This is a genomic window from Aeromonas sp. S41-2, from assembly GCF_027705845.1.
Classification (GTDB): Bacteria; Pseudomonadota; Gammaproteobacteria; order Enterobacterales; family Aeromonadaceae; genus Aeromonas; species Aeromonas hydrophila.
On sequence record NZ_JAPDCG010000002.1, the window covers coordinates 1 to 16,167 of the forward strand.

Below are 16,167 nucleotides of genomic sequence, written 5' to 3' on the forward strand. Positions count from 1 at the left end.
CCCTTGTTCTCGCCCAGATCGCCGTTGTTCAGTACTTTACAGATGACTTCGCGCTCGGTGATCTCGATGACGTCCAGACCGATCAGGCCATCGTCAACCAGGATGCGGTTGCCGACGCGCAGGTCGTTGGCGAAACCGGCATAGGTCACGGCTACTTTGTCTTTGTTGCCAACCACGGTCTGGTCGGTGGTGAAGGTGAAGGTCTGGCCAGCGACCAGGGCAACGTCGTTGCCGCCTTCCAGCTTGATGGTACGGATTTCCGGACCCTTGGTGTCCAGCAGAATGGCTGCGTGCTTGCCGGTTTCGGCCATGACAGCGCGCAGGTTGCTGATGCGACCACCGTGCTCGGCGTAGTCGCCGTGGGAGAAGTTCAGGCGCATGACGTTCATGCCGGCGTCCAGCATCTTGGCCAGCATTTCTTTGGATTCGGTCTTGGGACCGATGGTGCAGACGATTTTGGTCTTTTTCATGTCAGTCTTCATGGTTAAGGAGTTTCCGCCGTGCAATATACACCAGTTTTTGGATACTTTTTATGATCCAGAAACAACGTTTTGACCAGATAACGTTTTCTTTTCAGGGATAACGTTTTCCTCTTGGCTACTTTTTAGGGCATAAATTAACTGGTCCGCGCAGATTTGGCATAAATGTCGCCATATGTATCTCGGCGCCGGCCCGCCTCGTCAGATGTTGTAAAATGACGATCCCGTCCCGTCATCAAGCCGTCATCGGTCCTCGACAAGAATAGACACTCTGCTGCCACCGGAGTGCTGCAAGATGGCCCCTTATCTGTTGCTGTTGTCCGTTGCTCTGCTGGGCGTGCAGGCGCTGCCCGCCAGCTGCTGGCCGGTGGATCCCGCTCCCCGCGATGGCGCGCTGCGCGCGTTCGAGCGCCTTGAAATGCACCAGGCCCAGGCCGCCACGGCCCGCGCACAGCAAGGCTGGCCGCACCCGAATCCCCCGCTTGACGGGGCGCATCGACAGCCATGAGTGGCAGATGCAGAGACGAAAGAGGGAGGCTCGGCCTCCCTCTTGTTTTGGGTGCGTCACCTCGCCTTGGCGGCTCAGTTTATCTTGCCCATCTCGATGGCGAAGCTGGTGGCCAGCTGGGCGAACTTGAGGGCGTGGGCAGCCGAGGGATCAGAGTTCTGCAAGGTGTCCTGGGCGGTGTGGATGTTGGGGTTGTAGTCGTTGAAGCGCGACTCGAACGGCATGGCGGCCGGGTAGCCCTGATTGTGCCAGGAGGCGTGATCCGAGCAGCCGTAACCGCAACTGTCATAGCCGTAGCGGATCTGGGGCAGATAGGCGTCGAGCAGCTGGGCCAGATAGCCGGTCAGCCCCTGGTCGGTGTAGTCGGTCATGAAGACGATATCTTCCGCCGAGCCCTGGTAGTTGGTCATGTCCAGCTGCAGTGCCGCCAGCACCTTGGTGTTGGCCGCCTTGTAGCGGGTGGCGATGTCCTTGGAGCCGCGCAGCCCCACCTCTTCTGCCGCATAGCCGATGAACTGCAGGGTGCGCTCCGGCTGGCGGCCCTGCTCGGCGATGACTCGCAGCACCTCGGTCAGGGTGGCGATGCCGGAGGCATCGTCATCGGCGCCGGGGGCCAGGGTGCGGCTGTTGGGGGCCGAGCCCGCGGTGGAGTCGAGGTGACCGCCGAGCACCACCACTTCGTCCGGGTAGCGGCTGCCCCTGAGGGTCAGCACCACGGATTGCTGCGGATAGCCGCTGTGCTTGACCCGGCTGACGCTGGCCCAGGGCAAGGTCGTGCTCAGGGTCTGCCACTGGCCGGCCACCCAGTCCGCCGACTGCACCCCTGTGGTGGTGGTGTAGTAGCGGTTGCGCCAGCTGGCGAGCTGGCTGATGGTGCCGACTATGTTGCCCTGATCCAGATAGGGCAGCAGCCGGTTGACGCTGGCCCCCTGGGTCAGCGGCGGGGCGCTGAACAGGTTCTGGCTGATGGGCTGGGCCATGCTCTGCAGGGCGTCGGCCAAGGTGCTGTGCACCACATAGCCGCCGCAGCGCTGGTGCCCTTCGTGCATCAGGTGGGAGAGGGTGCCGAGCTCGCTCGCCTCGACCTGGGCCAGCTGGACCGGGGCACCGCTGGCGCTGAACAGGGGGGCCAGCTTGGCCTTGACCTGCTTGAGTTCGACGCCGCTGTCGGCACCGACCGTGATCCAGACGGGTTCGGCGGCCTGTACGGCGAGGGGCAGCAGGGGAAGCAAGAGGGCGGTCAACAAGGGTTTCATAGCGGATCCTTCCAGTGTGAGTTGCAGGCATGTGTGCCAAGTGGGTGTCATAAGACGACTGGCCCAGTCTAGCCAAAGGGAGAAACCGGCGAATTTGCCCATCTGGCGCGACCCTACCCCCGTCCGGTGGGGGCCGCTGCAGGATCTGCTGTCTACTGCGCCCCGCTGGGGGTAACCGCTGGAGCTTTGTGCTGGCGAGGGGAAGCTGCGCAGCGTGCCTGCCGCAGAGGCGGCGCGCAGCCCTGACCTGGGGGGCTGACAACGGGAGTCAAATTGTGCCATGTCGGCGCGAAACGCCGGTGGGCATGGGTGGGGAGGGGCCTGGGTACCCCAAAGCGCGGGTGGACAAAGAGGCATGAAAAAGAGGGGCCAAGGCCCCTCAGGTTCACTGGATGGCAGTTTATGCGGTGGCCTGGGCCAGCATGCCGAGGGCTATCTCCCGCTCGCCCATGATCACCTTGTCCGCCCCCTGCTTGGTGAGGAAGCTCACCTCGTCGTCGCTGTGGGCGCGGGCGATCACCCGGATCGCCGGGTTGATGAGCTTGGCCTGGGCGATGGCCTCGCCGGCCTCGAAGCTGTTGGGGATGGCCACCAGCAGCCAGCTGGCGTCGGTGATGGCGGCGCGGCACAGCACCTCGTCATCGGCCACGTTGCCGTTGACGTGGGGAATGTCGGCCTGGCGCAGGCTCTCCAGCCGGTGCGGATCCTGCTCGATCACCACCAGCTCGCGCCCGGCCTGCTGCAGGCCGCTCACCAGCAGGCGGCCGACCCGGCCATAGCCCACCAGTATGGTGTGGGCCTTCATCTCCACCGCCGGGCATTTGCACTCGGCCAGCACCTTGGCGTTGTCGGCGTCCGGGTGTTTCTCCAGGTAGCGCTCGACGGCGTTGAACACCAGCGGGTTGAGCATGATGGAAAGGCTGGCGCCCACCAGGATCAGGTCACGAGCCCCTTCCGGCACCAGCTTGAGCACGATGGCCAGCCCGATGAGGATGAAGGAGAACTCACCGATCTGGGCCAGGCTGGCGGAGATGGTGAGAGCGGTGCGCCGGCTGTAGCGGAACAGCCGCACGATGGCGTAAGCCGCCGCCGACTTGCCGAACATGATGATGAACAGGGTGGCCAGCACCGCCAGCGGCTCGGTCAGCAGCACCGCCGGGTTGAACAGCATGCCCACCGAGACGAAGAACAGCACGGCGAAGGCGTCCTGCAGCGGCAGGGTGTTGTTGGCGGCACGGTGGCTCAGCTCGGAGCGGTTCATGACGATGCCGGTGAAGAAGGCGCCGAGGGCGAAGGAGACGCCAAACAGCTTGACCGCGCCGAAGGCGATGCCGAGCGAGCAGGTCAGCACCGCCAGGGTGAACAGCTCGCGCGAGCCGGTGCTGGCGGTGTGGGCCAGCAGCCAGGGGATGAAGCGGCTGCCCACCACCATCATCAGCGCCACGAACAGGCTCACCTTGCCGAGGGTCCAGCCCAGATCCAGCGCTATGCTCTGCCAGCTCAGGGTCTGTTCGCCGAACTGGATGTCGGCAATGATCGGCAGCATCACCAGCGCCAGCACCATCACCAGATCCTCGACGATGAGCCAGCCGATGGCGATGCGCCCCTGCAGGGTTTCCAGATTCTGACGGCTCTCCAGCGCCCGCAGCAGCACCACGGTACTGGCGGTGGAGAGGGCGAGGCCGAACATCAGGCCGGCGACCGGATCCCAGCCCAGCAGGGAGGAGAGCCCCATGCCGAGCAGGGTGGCGACCGCGATCTGGGCGATGGCGCCGGGGATGGCGATCCGCTTCACCGACATCAGATCGCGGAAGGAGAAGTGCAGTCCCACCCCGAACATCAGCAGGATCACCCCCAGCTCCGCCAGCTCGGGCACCAGCTTCATGTCGGCCACATAACCTGGGGTGAAGGGGCCCGAGATGACGCCAGCCGCCAGATAACCCACCATGGGGGAGATCTTGAGGCGCTGGGCAAACATGCCGAGGATGTAGGCCAGCACGAAGCCGCCGACCAGGGTGGTAATCAGGGGAAGGGAATGGTCCATGTCGTCACCTCGCTAATGGCAGTCAGGGGGCTACCAGATCACCGCGCGGGCGAAGAGGGCAGCTGTCAATGAGCAGGGGGCGAAAGAGACAGATGCTGGCCGCACGCACAGAGGGTGTGTCTGGGGGACAACAGTTGCCGTTTCTGTTGAAAAATAATACGTTTTTGGTAGAAAAACAATATTTATCCACATTTAAGACTTAATTTGCGATTAAAACTGTATAAGTGGCTGTTTTGAGGCGAAAGCACGCTTCTCTGGCGGTCAGACTGGCAACAGTAATCAATCGATGATGGTTTTCCACAGCACAATTGGGGGAGGGAGAGCACAAAAAAGCGGCCGACTGGCCGCTTCGCTGCGTGGGGGACTGAGTGCAGAGTCAGCCGAGCTCACTGGCCCTTGGCGATCCCCTCCCGGCGCGGATCGGCGGCGCCCAGCCAGCCACCGGCGTTGCGCTGCACGCCCTGCAGGCCCGAGGTCTGCTCGCTCAGCACCACCTCGTGCCCCTTCGCCTTGAGCGCCTCGACCACGGCGGCCGGGGTGCGATCCGCCTCCAGCTCGGTGGGGCCGTTGCGGCTGCCGAAGTTGGGCAGATTGATGGCCTGCTGCAGGTTGAGCCCCCAATCCTGGGTGCCGAGCAACGTCTTGCCCACGTAGTTGATGATGGCGGAGCCCCCCGGCGAGCCCAGGCTCATCTCCAGCTCGCCGCTGTCCTTGTCAAACACCAGCAGAGGGGACATGGAGGAGCGCGGCCGCTTGCCCGGTTCCACCCGGTTGGCCACCGGCAGCCCGGCGGCGTCCAGCGAGGTGAAGGAGAAGTCGGTGAGCTGGTTGTTGAGCAGGTAGCCGTTGACCATCAGCCGCGAGCCGAAGCCGTCTTCGATGGAGCTGGTCATGGAGACCGCCATCCCCGCCCTGTCGACGATGGAGACGTGGCTGGTGGAGGGGAGCTCAAGGGTGGCATCCTGGCCGCGAGCCGGCGCCAGCGGCGGGGTGCCCGCTTTGGCCAGGCCCATGGAACGTTCGCCGATGAGGGCGCCGCGCCGGGCCAGATAGTGCTTGTCGAGCAGGCCGCTGACGGGGACCGCCACATAGTCGCTATCCGCCACGTACTGGTTGCGATCGGCAAAGGCGAGCCGCGCCGCCTCGCTGTAGAGGTGGATCGCCTCGGCGGAGGCGGCCGGCTGGCCCTGCTCCCCCTGCACCGGTTTGAGGGCCGCCATGTCGCGGCTCTCCAGCATGCCGAAGATCTGGCCGAGTGCTATGGTGCCGGACGAGGGGGCCGGGAAGCCGCACACCCGGCTCTGGCGATAGTCAAAGCAGAGGCCGTCGCGCAGCTTGGCGCGGTAGCTGGCGAGATCGACCGCGCTCAGTACCCCGGGGTTGGTCGGGTGGGCGTGCACCTTGGCCACCATGGCCTCGGCCAGCGGGCCGCGATAGAAGGCGTCCGGCCCCTGGCTTGCCAGGGTTCGCAGCACCTTGGCCAGCGCCGGGTTGGTCAGTCGGGTTCCTGCCGGTTTGGGGCTGCCGTCGGCCTGATAGAAGTAGGCCCGCGCGTCCGGGTCCTTGGCAAGGTAAGGGTCCTTGGCCAGCAGCGCGGCCAGCCGCGGGCTTATCACGAATCCCTGCTCCGCGAGGGTGATGGCGGGCTCGAACAGCGCAGCCCAGGGCAGCTTGCCGTAACGCTGGTGGGCCAGCGCCAGCGCCCGCACCGTACCGGGAGCGCCCACCGAGCGCCCGCCCACCACGCCGTCGTAGAAGGCCATCGGCTTGCCATCCTTCATGAACAGCTGATCGGTAGCAGCGGCGGGGGCCGTCTCGCGGCCATCCACCGCCGCGACTTTCAGACCATCCCACACCAGCATGAGGGAGCCGCCACCGATGCCGGAGGATTGCGGCTCCACCAGGGTCAACACCAGCTGCACCGCGATGGCGGCATCCACCGCGCTGCCACCGGCCTGGATCATCTGGTAGCCCGCTTCTACCGCCAGCGGGTTGGCTGCGGCCACCATGAAGTCGCGGCCTTGCCATCCCTGCTTGTCCTGCCAGCCGCTGGCGGCCTCCGGCGCGATCAGGGTGTGGGCGGGGGGCGTTTGCACGCTCTGCTGAGCGGCGCAGCCGGCCAGCAGAGCGAGGGCGATGGTCAGCCCCAGTGGTTTGCGCAACATGACACTCTCCTTGTCTGTTTTATGAGCATGAAGGGCGACTATGTCACGATTGGCGCTAATGACTCAAGTTGTTGAATCAGATCAACAAGTTACTCATCTATCAACAAGTCATACCGGGCACCCGCCCATAAAAAAACCGCCCGGAGGCGGTTTTTTGCAATCAGGTTGAGCCAAGTTGCTTAGATGGATTGCTCTTCACCGCCCAGGGCGGCAAACAGGGCCGGGATGAACTGGGCCAGCTCGGCGGTGACCAGGGCGAAGTCGGCATCCAGACGGGCGGCCGGATCTTCGCTGGTGACGTCATCGTTCTGCTCGCGCAGCTCTTCGCTGAATTTCAGGCGCTTGATGGAGAGATCGTCCCCCAGCACGAAGCTCAGGGTTTCGCCCCAGTTGAGGGCCAGCTTGGTGACCAGCTTGTCGTTGGCCAGGTGGTTCTTGATCTCGTCCGTCATCAGATCCTGCTGCTTGCAGCGGATGATGCCACCGTGCTCCATGGCGCTGCGCAGCTCGGCCTCGTCCTCCAGGGTGAAGGAGGCGGGCAGGTTGCCCTCGTTCAGCCACTCGGTCATGGTTATCTCGGGCGGGTTCTTGAGGGCCACCGGCACCACCGGCAGGGTGCCGATGGATTTGCGCAGCAGGGCCAGCAGGTCGTCCGCCTTCTTGGCGGAGCCTGCGTCCACCACCATCAGGTTATCGGCCGGATTGATCCAGGCGAAGGTCTGGCTGGTGCGGCTGAAGGCGCGCGGCAGCAAGGTGTGGAGGATCTCCTCTTTCAGCGCTTCCTTCTCTTTCTTCTTGAGGGCACGGCCCTGCTCGAACTCGATCGCTTCTACCTTCTCCGCCAGCATCTCCTTGACCACGGTGCCGGGCAGCATCTTCTCTTCCTTGCGGGCACAGATGAGGATGTGGCCGGCGGCGGAGTGGGTCAGGGTGGAGCCGAATTTGCCAAGGGGCTTGACCCACCCGAACCGGGAGATGTCCTGGCTGCCGCACGGGGTGAAGGCACAGGCTTCCAGCTGGGTTTCCAGCTGCTCGACGGTCAGCTCGAAGGGGCGGGTAAAGCGATAAATCTGCAGGTTTTTAAACCACATGGCGTCCTCGGTCTCATAGATTGTCCGGCGGGCATTGTACTAGAGAGGCGCTTTGTGATCAGCCAATCATTCTTGTTAAATAAAGGGCGATCGACTTCACAGGGAGTCATATTCGTCCCCAAAGCCGTCATCAAACTCCCCTAGACTGCGGATGTTCAGGTTGTTAACAAGGATACCAATATGCTGAGGGCGAGTCGGTCCGACGACATGGACGAGATCGTCGAAATCTGGTTGCTGGCCTCCCTGCAGGCCCACGATTTTGTCGATGCCTCCTGCTGGTGGCAGGCCCAGGAAGATCTGCGCACCCGCTATCTCGATCACGCCCGCATCTGGGTGTTTGAGGAGCGCGGTGAGCTGCTCGGTTTCATGGCGCTGGTGGATGACTACCTGGCGGCCCTGTTCGTGCGCCCCGACCGCCAGGGGCGGGGGGTGGGCCATGCCCTGCTGCAGGAGGCCAAATCCAAGGGGGCCCGACTGCATGCGCGGGTGTTCGTGGAAAACGATCTGGCGGTGCGCTTTTATCGTCGCCACGGCTTCGTGATCGAGGGGGAGGTGGCCGATCCCCTTACCGGTCATCCCCAGTACCAGATGTGCTGCGAGCCCGCCTGAATCTGCCGGCCGCGCATGGCTTGAAAAAGGGGAGGCATATCCTCATCTTGTCTGCATCGGGTGCCGCTGACACCTCCTCCATACGAGCCGTTTTTCATGAAGATCCTGCATACCGCCGACTGGCATCTTGGCCATCAACTCCATGGCCACGATCGCCGTTTTGAACACGACGCCTTTCTCGACTGGCTGGCCGACACCATCAAGCGCCGCGACATCGACGCCCTGCTGGTGGCGGGCGACCTGTTCGATACCGCCAACCCCCCCGCCAGCGCCTGGCAGCAGCTCTACCGCTTTCTGGCGCGGCTGCGCGCCGAGCACCCGGCACTGGAGATGGTGCTGATCGGCGGCAACCACGACTCCCCCTCCAAGCTGGATGCCCCCCACGAGCTGCTGCGGGCCTTCGACCTGCATCTGGTGGGCAGCATCAGCCGGGACGACGAGGGGAGGCTCGAGACCGAGCGTCTGTTGGTGCCGCTGCGAGGCAAGGATGGCGAGGTGGCCGCCTGGTGCGCCGCCGTGCCGTTTCTGCGCAGCAGCGATCTGCGCCCGGAAGGGCTCAGCGAGGGGCAGGACAGACTCATCGAAGGGGTACGCCAGGTCTATGAGGCGGTGCTGAGCGAGGGACGTGCGCGCTGCCATCCGGATCAGGCCCTCATCGCCATGGGCCACGCCTATCTGGCGGCGGGCCAGCTCTCCGAGCTCTCCGAGCGGCGGGTGCTCGGTGGCAACCAGCATGCCCTGCCTGCCGAGCTGTTTGCCGCCGCCGACTACACGGCGCTGGGTCACCTGCATCTGGCCCAGAGCCCGGCCGAGGGGGTGCACTACAGCGGCTCGCCGCTGCCGCTCTCGCTTGCCGAGGCGAACTACAACCATCAGGTGCTGGAGGTGACGTTTGAGGGGGGCAAGCTGGCCCGCCTTGAGCGGATCCCGGTGCCCCGCGCGGTGGAGATGATCCGGCTGCCCCAGAGCGGTCTCGACGAGGCGCTCCAGGCCATCGAGGCGCTGGACCTGCCCGCTTGCCCGCAGCAGGCCCAGCCCTTTCTCGAGGTGCGGCTGCTGTTGCCCAAACCCGAGGCCCGCATCCGCGAGCGCGTGCTGGCCGCCATCGGCGACAAGCCGGTGCGCCTTGCCCGCATCACGACCAGTTATCAGGGCTCGGGCCAGGGGCTGGCGGATGGTGCCGGCCAGCGCCGGCTCGATGAGCTCTCCCCCACCGAGGTGTTTCGCCTCTGCTATCAGCGTCAGTTCGACGGGGAGCCGGAGGCCTGGCTGGTGGCGTCGTTTGAAGAGATCCTGGAGCAGGTGAAGGAGTCTAGCCAATGAAAATCTTGTCGCTGTCAGGGGAGAATCTGGCCAGCCTGACTGGCCCCTTTACCATCGATTTTGCCGGTGGCGCCCTGAGGGCCGCCGGCTTGTTTGCCATCACCGGCAATACCCGGGCTGATGGGGGCAAGAGCACGCGCGATATCGGGTCGGTATGGATGGAGGCGTGTGGCGTATGAAGATCCTCTCTTTGAGTGGTGAGAACCTCGCCAGCCTGACCGGTCAATTCACCATCGACTTTGCCGGTGGTGCCCTGGGGGCCGCCGGCCTGTTTGCCATCACCGGCAATACCGGCGCCGGCAAGAGCACCCTGCTCGATGCCATCTGTCTGGCGCTCTACGACGAGATGCCGCGCTTTATCGCCAACCGCAAGAACGTCGCCGAAGTGGGCCGCATGGATGACGAGGAGAAGCTCAAGGCCAACGACGTGCGCGGCATCCTCAGCCGCGGCCACGCCAGCGGTTTCGCCGAGGTGCAGTTTCGCGGCTGTGACGGCCGCATCTGGCAGGCCCGCTGGGCGGTACGCCGGGCCCGCAACCGCGCCGAGGGGCGTTTTCAGGCCCAGGAGCGCAGCCTGACCGACGTGGCGTCGGGCCAGGTGTTCAGTGGCAGCAAGCGGGAGCTGCAGGATCGCATCGACGAGCTGGTGGGGCTCTCCTGGGAGCAGTTTCGCCGCGCCGTCATCCTGCCGCAGGGGGAGTTTGCCGCCTTCCTCAAATCGAGCGCCGACGAGCGTTCGGCCCTGCTCGAACGGATGACCGGCACCGAGCTCTACTCCGCCATTTCGGTCCAGACCCATGAGCGGGCGCGGGAGGAACAGCAGAAACTGGCTGCCATCAGCCAGCGGCTCGGTGACGTGGCGTTGATGGACGAGACGACCCGCGAGCAGTGGGTGAGCCAGCAGGTCAGCCTTGCCACCAGACTCAAGCACGAGCAGCAGCAACAGCAGCTGATGCAGGACTTGCGCGATCTCAACGGCCGCATCGCAGCCCAGTTGCAGGCCTGTCAGGAGGGAGAGGCGGCCCTTGCCGCGGCCGAGGCGGCCCACGGTGCGGCCGCCCCCGAGCGGGAGGAGTTCGCCCGCGCCGAGCAGGCCCAGGTGGCCCGCGCCGATCACGACGAGTTGGCTCGCCTCACCCTGGAGGTGCAGCAGCAGGAGAAGGCGCTGGCCGAGCTTGGCCCTGAACTTGGCAAGCTGGAGGAGCAGACCCAGCAGAGCGCCCTCACCGAACAGCAACTGCTGGCGGAGAAGATCGCCGCCGAGCGCGAGTGGGGCGCCCTGCAGCCCGAACTCAAACGGGCGCAGGAGCTCGACACCCGCATTCGGGAAAAGCAGCAGCAACTGCAGAAGATCCAGCAGGAGGGGGCGCAGGAGCGGGAGGTGCAGCTCACCCTGGAACAGGGCTGGCGCCAGCAGCGCCAGCAGGTGGAACAGCTCAAGGCTCAGCACCTGCAGTGGGGCGCCTGGCTTGAGGAGCACAAGGAGCTGGCGCCGGTGGCCCGCCAGTGGCAACCCCTGCTCACCGCCATGCAGGATTGGGCCGAGGATGCCGACAGGCTGCAGCAACTGCTCACCCTGCGCGAACACAAGCTGCGCGCCCTCAGGCAGTTGCAGCACCAGCTGGAGCAGGGGCAGCAGGAGCGCGACTACTGGCAGCGCGAGCAGGAGCGGCTGCAGCAGCAACAGCACGAGCTGCAGGAGCAGCAGTGGGAGGGGCGTCTGGCCAAGGCGCAGGAGCAGTGGCAAGGGCAGACCGAGCAGCTGGGCCAGCTGCGCCAGCTGCTGGAGCTGGCGGACTATGGCCGTAATCACGGCGAGCAGCATGGTCGCCTGCAGCAGGAGATCGCCCAGCTGGAGCAGGCGCTCGGCAAGCTGGCCATTCTCGGCGACGAGCTGACGCCGGCCCGCGAGCGGCTCGCCCTGCAACGGGACGAGGCACGCCACGCGCTGGAGCAGTCCCGCGCCATCGCCAGTTTCGAGCAGCATCGCCACATCCTGCGCGACGGTGAACCTTGCCCGCTCTGCGGCGCCGAGGAGCACCCCTATCACCAGAGCCAGCCACAGGTGGCGGGCATTCTGGGGCAGCTGGCGGAGCGCGTCCGCAGCCTGGAGCTCGAGTGGGAGCGACTCAATCACCAATACATTCAGTGCGAGAGCGAGCGCCAGGAGCTGGCCCGTCAGCTGGCGGTGCGCCAGCAACATCTGCCTGAACTGGAGACGCGCGCCGAGCAGCTGACCCAGCGCTGGCAACAGCTGGGCGGTGCCGAACTGCTGGGCCATCCGTTGCCGCTACGTCAGAGCCCAATCGAGTGGAACGAACTGATGAGTACCCTGCTCGGCCGCGGCCAGAGCCTGGAGCAGGGGCTGGCCCGCAGCCAGCAGCAACTGCGCGAGGCCCAGCTCGGTCAGGAGCAGTTGCAGGCCGTGCGCCAGCAGCTGAGCCAGCTGGCCAGCCAGCACCAGCAGTTCGAGCAGCAGTGGCAGGAGGCCGACCGCCAGCGCATCGCCCTGGAAGGGGAGGTGAAGGCGATGGGCGAGCAGGAAACGACCCTGCGCCAGCGCCTTGAGCAGGGGGGCAGCCGGCTCGACGAGCAGATGGGAGGCCAGCCCTGGCGTCAGTGGCTGGGTAGCCAGCAGTGGCATGAGTGGCAGCGGGCCTGCGAGGCCTGGCTGCACGGTCAGAGCGAGTGGGAGCGGCTAACCGGCGAGATTGCCAGCCTCACCCCGGCCCTGAGCGCCCAGGAGGCGCGCCTGCAGACCCAGCGCGAGCTGCTGCACAAGCTCGAGCGTGACTACAAGGAGCATGAACAGCAACGGCAGGGGCTGGTCACCAGCCGTGCCACCTGTCTGGGGGGCGAGGAGATTGCCCTGGTCGAGAGCCGCTGGCAGCAGCGGCTGCAGCAGCTGGCCAGCGAGCTGGAGACGATGCAGGGGGCGGCCCGCGCCCTGCGCGAGCGCCATACCGAGCTCAAGACCCGTCTCAGCCATCTGGAGCAGGAGAAGCAGGTGAGCAGTCGGCGGCGGCGGGAGGTGCTGGGGCGCTGGGCTGCCCACGCCAGCAGCCTCGGTATCGCCGAATATGACCTGCGCCGCTTGCTGGCCATGAGCCCGGATGAGCTCAAGGCGCGCCGCGCCGCCTTGCAGGCGCTGGAGGATGCCCGCGCCGAGGCGCGTACCCGCTTGACCGAGCGGCAGCGGGCGCTGGCGCTGGAGGAGAGCAAGCGGGATCGTTACCGCGAGCATCACCCCGAGCTGGCCGCGTTGGCGCCGCCGGAACTCGCCAGCCGGCTGACGGCGCTGGAGGCGCACTGCCGCGCCCTCGACGAGCAGCTGTTCAAGTGCAAGAGCACACTGGCCCAGGCCGAGGCGGCGGCCCTCAAGGCGGGTTCTTTGCAGGAGGAGCTGGCCGCCCAGCAGGCGGTGGCGGATCACTGGCAGCGGCTCTCCGACCTCATCGGTTCGGCCAGCGGCGCCAAGCTGCGTACCTTCGCCCAGAGCCTCACCCTGGAGCGGTTGCTGCTGGAGGCCAACGCCCAGCTCGCCGAGCTCTCCCCCCGCTATCGACTGGAGCGGGTGCCCGGCACCGATCTGGCGCTGCAGGTGGTGGATCTCGACATGGGGGACGAGGTGCGCTCGGTGGATTCCCTCTCCGGCGGTGAAAGCTTCCTGGTATCGCTGGCGCTGGCGCTGGCCCTCTCCAGCCTGTCGTCGCGCCAGACCCAGGTCGAATCGCTGTTTATCGACGAGGGCTTCGGCACCCTGGATCCCGACAGCCTGGATCTGGCGCTCTCCAGCCTTGATTCCCTGCAGGCGGCCGGCCGCCAGATCGGGGTCATCTCCCACGTGCAGACCCTGGTGGAGCGGATCGGCGTGCAGGTGCGGGTGGAGGCCCTCGGCGGAGGTGAAAGCCGGGTGGTGTTGCCCGGCTGACGGTGTGTCATCCCTCACCATCCATGAACGAGAAGGCCCCTGTCAAAGGGGCCTTCTCGTTGTTGTGCAACCCATTCTCGGTTATTTGCGCTCGGGCAGCATATTGGTCAGGGTGTTGTCCTTGAGCACATGGTGGTGGTAGATGGCTGCGGCTGCGTGCAGGGCAATCAGCGCATAGCCAATGTTGGCCAGCGTCTCGTGCAGCTCCTTGATGGTGCCCTTCATGCCGTCATCGGGGGCGATGAGGGCGGGGAGTTCCAGGCCGAAGAAGGGGATGGGCTTGCCGCCCGCGCTCAGCAGCAGCCAGCCCAGCAACGGGGTGAGGATCAGGAAGCCATAGAGTGCCAGGTGGGCGAGCTTGGCCAGCGTGAGCATCAGGGGTGAGAGCTCGGGCACGATGCGCGGTGAGGGGCTACCCACGCGCACCAGCAGGCGCACGACCACCAGCGCCAGGATCAGCAGGCCCACCATGAAGTGAAACTCTTTCATCAGGTCGCGACCAGCCGACCCTTTGGGGAAGATGTCCCTGAACTCCATCAGCGCATAGACGGCGATCATCAGCAGCAGGGTCAACCAGTGCAGCCCTATGCTCAGGCTGCCATAACGTTGTTCGGTATTTTTCAACATGCTCATATCCTTCTCGGGGCTCGCATTGCATCAAGGGTGGTCGCATCGGGCATCCTGCCCCCGTACCATTCCTTTTCATGTTACCGCGCAGATGTGTCAAAACCTTGATCTCGGTGTGTTTTTTAACATCTTATTTGCAACTCGCCCGACACGCTCTGTGCCGAGTCTATGCTTCTGATCAACAGGGCCATGCCGGCCAGGGTGGTGAGGGGTTGCATCATGAAGCATCTGAGAGTGGGCGTGCTGGCAGGCTTGATGCTGCTCGCCATGCTGTTGGGGATGACGGGGGTTGACGAGGAGCGGCTGGCTGCGGCAGAACCTGGCCGACCGACTCATTTTTCAGCCTATCTTGGTTTGTTGCCGGGGCTCATCGATTCCAACGGCACCGGTCCCTTCGTCGACCTGGTCAAGGCCATCGCCGGGCTGGATGACGGGGTGGAGGTGAGCGTGATGGTCTACCCCATGTCCCGTGCCACCCGCAGCGTGGTGGTGGGGGAGGCGGACTTCAACCTGCCGGCGCTGCGCAACCCCTACATCGATGAGTCCATGCTGCCCTATCGCTTCAGCTCGGCGACCTTTGGCAAGGTGACTCATGTGCTCTACAGCAACAGTGCGGCGCCCATTACTCCCGCCATGGTGCTGGGCTACGAGTACACCAAGCGGGATCTGCTCATCGAGGGGGTGACCGACTTTTGGCCCTTCTCGGTCAAGCGCTCCCTCTCGCTCGAGCAATCCCTCGGCAAGTTGAGCCGGGGTCGCATCGATGCCTTTCTGTGGGCGCAGGAGGAGGCGGATTTCACCCTGCGCAAGATGGGGCTGACCAATATCCACCGGGTCTATTTCGGTGAGTTCGACGATGTGTTCATCATCCCCAAGGGGCCGAAAGGGGATGCGGTCGACCGCTTCCTGACCCAGTCCATCGAGCGGCTCAGGGCCTCCGGTCAGCTCGACAAGATCTACTCCGGCATTCACGGTCCCTATCAGGAGTGGCAACCGGGAGAAAATGCTGCGACCAAGGCGGTCAGAGCCGCGCAATGAGCGCTTTACCCGCGATCAGCGCTCACTTACCTTGGAACGGTACCTTGGTAAAGGAGTTACCTTGAACATCACCGATCCTGTGATCCTGACCGAGCTGCAGCAGATCCTGTTTCGCTCCTTCGACGTGATCCCGTTTCCGATCCTGATATCGGAATCCGCCTGCAGCGAGACGCTGGGCAGCATACCCACCCGACTGTCGGAGATCCCGGCCCGCCATCACAGGTTCGTGAACCGGGCCTTCGTGACTCAGCTGGGCTACGACCTGACGGATCTGCCCGACATGGCCAGCTGGTTTGCCACCGTCTATCGCGATGAAGAGAGCAGGGCCCAGGCGATTGAGCGCTGGAACCAGGCGGTGATGACCAGCCTGGCCAACGGCGCGGCGGTGGCCGAGATGAACGCCTGTCTCTACTGCAAGAGCGGCCAGCAGCGCTGGTTTACCATCACGGCCCAGCTGACGGCGGATGCCATGCCGGGCTGGCACATAGTGACGTTGCGCGACATCCACGACCTGCACTGCATGATAGAGGAGGTGAGCCGGCTCTCCTGCACCGATCCGCTGACCGAGCTCGGCAACCGGCGTGCCGCCGGGCAGCAGTTGCAGGCGCTCTGGCTGCAGGGGGAGCCCTTCTCGGTGATCTTGTGCGATATCGACCACTTCAAGCAGATCAATGATCGCTACGGCCATCCCGCCGGGGATGCGGCGTTGTGCGAGGTGGCCCGCATCATGACGCGTCAGCTGCAGCCCGCAGAGCATCTGGCCCGCTGGGGTGGGGAGGAGTTTTTGTTGATCCTGCCAGGGGTGGATGCCGAACAGGTGGTCGAGCGAGCCGAGCAGTTGCGCCGGCAGTTTGTCGACCATGTGGTCGCGTGGGAGGGGCAGAGTTTTTCCCTGACGATGAGTCTGGGTTGTGCCACCCGAGGCGATGGCCATAGTAGCGACAGCCTGCTGCAAGTGGCGGACAAGGCGCTCTATCAGGCCAAGACCAACGGCCGCAACCGGGTGGTATTTGGCAGGCCCTAGCCGGAAAACGCCCATAAAAAAACCGAAGCCTGGGCTTCGGTTTTTTGTTGCAGCGATGGGCGCTGGGCCCAT

At 64.9% G+C, this 16,167-nt stretch carries 13 protein-coding genes; 7 read left to right on the forward strand and 6 right to left on the reverse strand.

The window, feature by feature from the left end; all coding sequences use genetic code 11:
- A partial coding sequence (locus tag OKC44_RS04560) for a pyruvate kinase (RefSeq protein WP_270811330.1) occupies positions 1–470 on the reverse strand: 470 nt, incomplete at its 3' end.
- Positions 471–774: 304 nt separating this feature from the next.
- Between OKC44_RS04560 and OKC44_RS04565 the strand changes: the two genes are divergently transcribed.
- Positions 775–987, forward strand: a complete 213-nt coding sequence (locus OKC44_RS04565; RefSeq protein ID WP_270811332.1) for a hypothetical protein — start codon at positions 775–777, stop codon at positions 985–987.
- A 74-nt stretch (positions 988–1,061) separates the two neighbouring features.
- Here OKC44_RS04565 and OKC44_RS04570 read toward each other — a convergent pair whose 3' ends face one another.
- From OKC44_RS04570 to rdgC, 4 genes are all read right to left on the reverse strand, one after another.
- A complete protein-coding gene (locus tag OKC44_RS04570) occupies positions 1,062–2,243 on the reverse strand; it encodes a M28 family metallopeptidase (RefSeq protein ID WP_270811334.1) in 1,182 nt (393 codons plus the stop codon).
- Between the two features lie 400 nt (positions 2,244–2,643).
- Positions 2,644–4,287: a YbaL family putative K(+) efflux transporter gene (gene ybaL / locus OKC44_RS04575; RefSeq protein WP_017409102.1), complete on the reverse strand. Its 1,644-nt coding sequence runs from the start codon at positions 4,285–4,287 to the stop codon at positions 2,644–2,646.
- Between the two features lie 386 nt (positions 4,288–4,673).
- On the reverse strand, positions 4,674–6,452 hold the full coding sequence (gene ggt / locus OKC44_RS04580) for a gamma-glutamyltransferase (RefSeq protein ID WP_270811335.1): 1,779 nt from the start codon (positions 6,450–6,452) through the stop codon (positions 4,674–4,676).
- A 179-nt stretch (positions 6,453–6,631) separates the two neighbouring features.
- Positions 6,632–7,543: a recombination-associated protein RdgC gene (gene rdgC / locus OKC44_RS04585; RefSeq protein ID WP_011706841.1), complete on the reverse strand. Its 912-nt coding sequence runs from the start codon at positions 7,541–7,543 to the stop codon at positions 6,632–6,634.
- Positions 7,544–7,723: 180 nt separating this feature from the next.
- Between rdgC and OKC44_RS04590 the strand changes: the two genes are divergently transcribed.
- From OKC44_RS04590 to OKC44_RS04605, 4 genes are all read left to right on the forward strand, one after another.
- Positions 7,724–8,152, forward strand: coding sequence for a GNAT family N-acetyltransferase (locus OKC44_RS04590; protein WP_011706840.1), 429 nt, complete (start codon positions 7,724–7,726; stop codon positions 8,150–8,152).
- Positions 8,153–8,248: 96 nt separating this feature from the next.
- Positions 8,249–9,475: an exonuclease SbcCD subunit D C-terminal domain-containing protein gene (locus tag OKC44_RS04595; RefSeq protein ID WP_270811336.1), complete on the forward strand. Its 1,227-nt coding sequence runs from the start codon at positions 8,249–8,251 to the stop codon at positions 9,473–9,475.
- On the forward strand, positions 9,472–9,654 hold the full coding sequence (locus tag OKC44_RS04600) for an exonuclease SbcC (protein ID WP_102988257.1): 183 nt from the start codon (positions 9,472–9,474) through the stop codon (positions 9,652–9,654). The genes OKC44_RS04595 and OKC44_RS04600 overlap by 4 nt, the downstream gene beginning before the upstream one ends.
- Complete coding sequence (locus tag OKC44_RS04605; protein ID WP_270811342.1) at positions 9,651–13,406, forward strand: AAA family ATPase; 3,756 nt, start codon at positions 9,651–9,653, stop codon at positions 13,404–13,406. The genes OKC44_RS04600 and OKC44_RS04605 overlap by 4 nt, the downstream gene beginning before the upstream one ends.
- Before the next feature lie 81 nt (positions 13,407–13,487).
- Here OKC44_RS04605 and OKC44_RS04610 read toward each other — a convergent pair whose 3' ends face one another.
- Positions 13,488–14,033, reverse strand: coding sequence for a cytochrome b (locus tag OKC44_RS04610; protein ID WP_024943670.1), 546 nt, complete (start codon positions 14,031–14,033; stop codon positions 13,488–13,490).
- 219 nt (positions 14,034–14,252) lie between these two features.
- On the opposite strand from OKC44_RS04610, the gene OKC44_RS04615 reads away from it, so the two are divergent.
- Both OKC44_RS04615 and OKC44_RS04620 read left to right on the forward strand, forming a co-directional pair.
- Positions 14,253–15,071 carry an ABC transporter substrate-binding protein gene (locus OKC44_RS04615; protein WP_201974596.1) on the forward strand — a complete coding sequence of 273 codons (819 nt, stop codon included), beginning with the start codon at positions 14,253–14,255 and terminating at the stop codon, positions 15,069–15,071.
- 61 nt (positions 15,072–15,132) lie between these two features.
- Positions 15,133–16,095: a sensor domain-containing diguanylate cyclase gene (locus OKC44_RS04620; RefSeq protein WP_270811347.1), complete on the forward strand. Its 963-nt coding sequence runs from the start codon at positions 15,133–15,135 to the stop codon at positions 16,093–16,095.
- The last annotated feature ends 72 nt before the right edge of the window (positions 16,096–16,167 follow it).

Excerpts from the sequence above, each read along its gene's own strand:
- OKC44_RS04565 (WP_270811332.1), top strand. The coding sequence starts at position 775 with ATGGCCCCTTATCTGTTGCTGTTGTCCGTTGCTCTGCTGGGCGTGCAG.
- OKC44_RS04570 (WP_270811334.1), bottom strand. The coding sequence starts at position 2,243 with ATGAAACCCTTGTTGACCGCCCTCTTGCTTCCCCTGCTGCCCCTCGCC.
- ybaL (WP_017409102.1), bottom strand. The coding sequence starts at position 4,287 with ATGGACCATTCCCTTCCCCTGATTACCACCCTGGTCGGCGGCTTCGTG.
- ggt (WP_270811335.1), bottom strand. The coding sequence starts at position 6,452 with ATGTTGCGCAAACCACTGGGGCTGACCATCGCCCTCGCTCTGCTGGCC.
- rdgC (WP_011706841.1), bottom strand. The coding sequence starts at position 7,543 with ATGTGGTTTAAAAACCTGCAGATTTATCGCTTTACCCGCCCCTTCGAG.
- OKC44_RS04590 (WP_011706840.1), top strand. The coding sequence starts at position 7,724 with ATGCTGAGGGCGAGTCGGTCCGACGACATGGACGAGATCGTCGAAATC.
- OKC44_RS04595 (WP_270811336.1), top strand. The coding sequence starts at position 8,249 with ATGAAGATCCTGCATACCGCCGACTGGCATCTTGGCCATCAACTCCAT.
- OKC44_RS04600 (WP_102988257.1), top strand. The coding sequence starts at position 9,472 with ATGAAAATCTTGTCGCTGTCAGGGGAGAATCTGGCCAGCCTGACTGGC.
- OKC44_RS04605 (WP_270811342.1), top strand. The coding sequence starts at position 9,651 with ATGAAGATCCTCTCTTTGAGTGGTGAGAACCTCGCCAGCCTGACCGGT.
- OKC44_RS04610 (WP_024943670.1), bottom strand. The coding sequence starts at position 14,033 with ATGTTGAAAAATACCGAACAACGTTATGGCAGCCTGAGCATAGGGCTG.
- OKC44_RS04615 (WP_201974596.1), top strand. The coding sequence starts at position 14,253 with ATGAAGCATCTGAGAGTGGGCGTGCTGGCAGGCTTGATGCTGCTCGCC.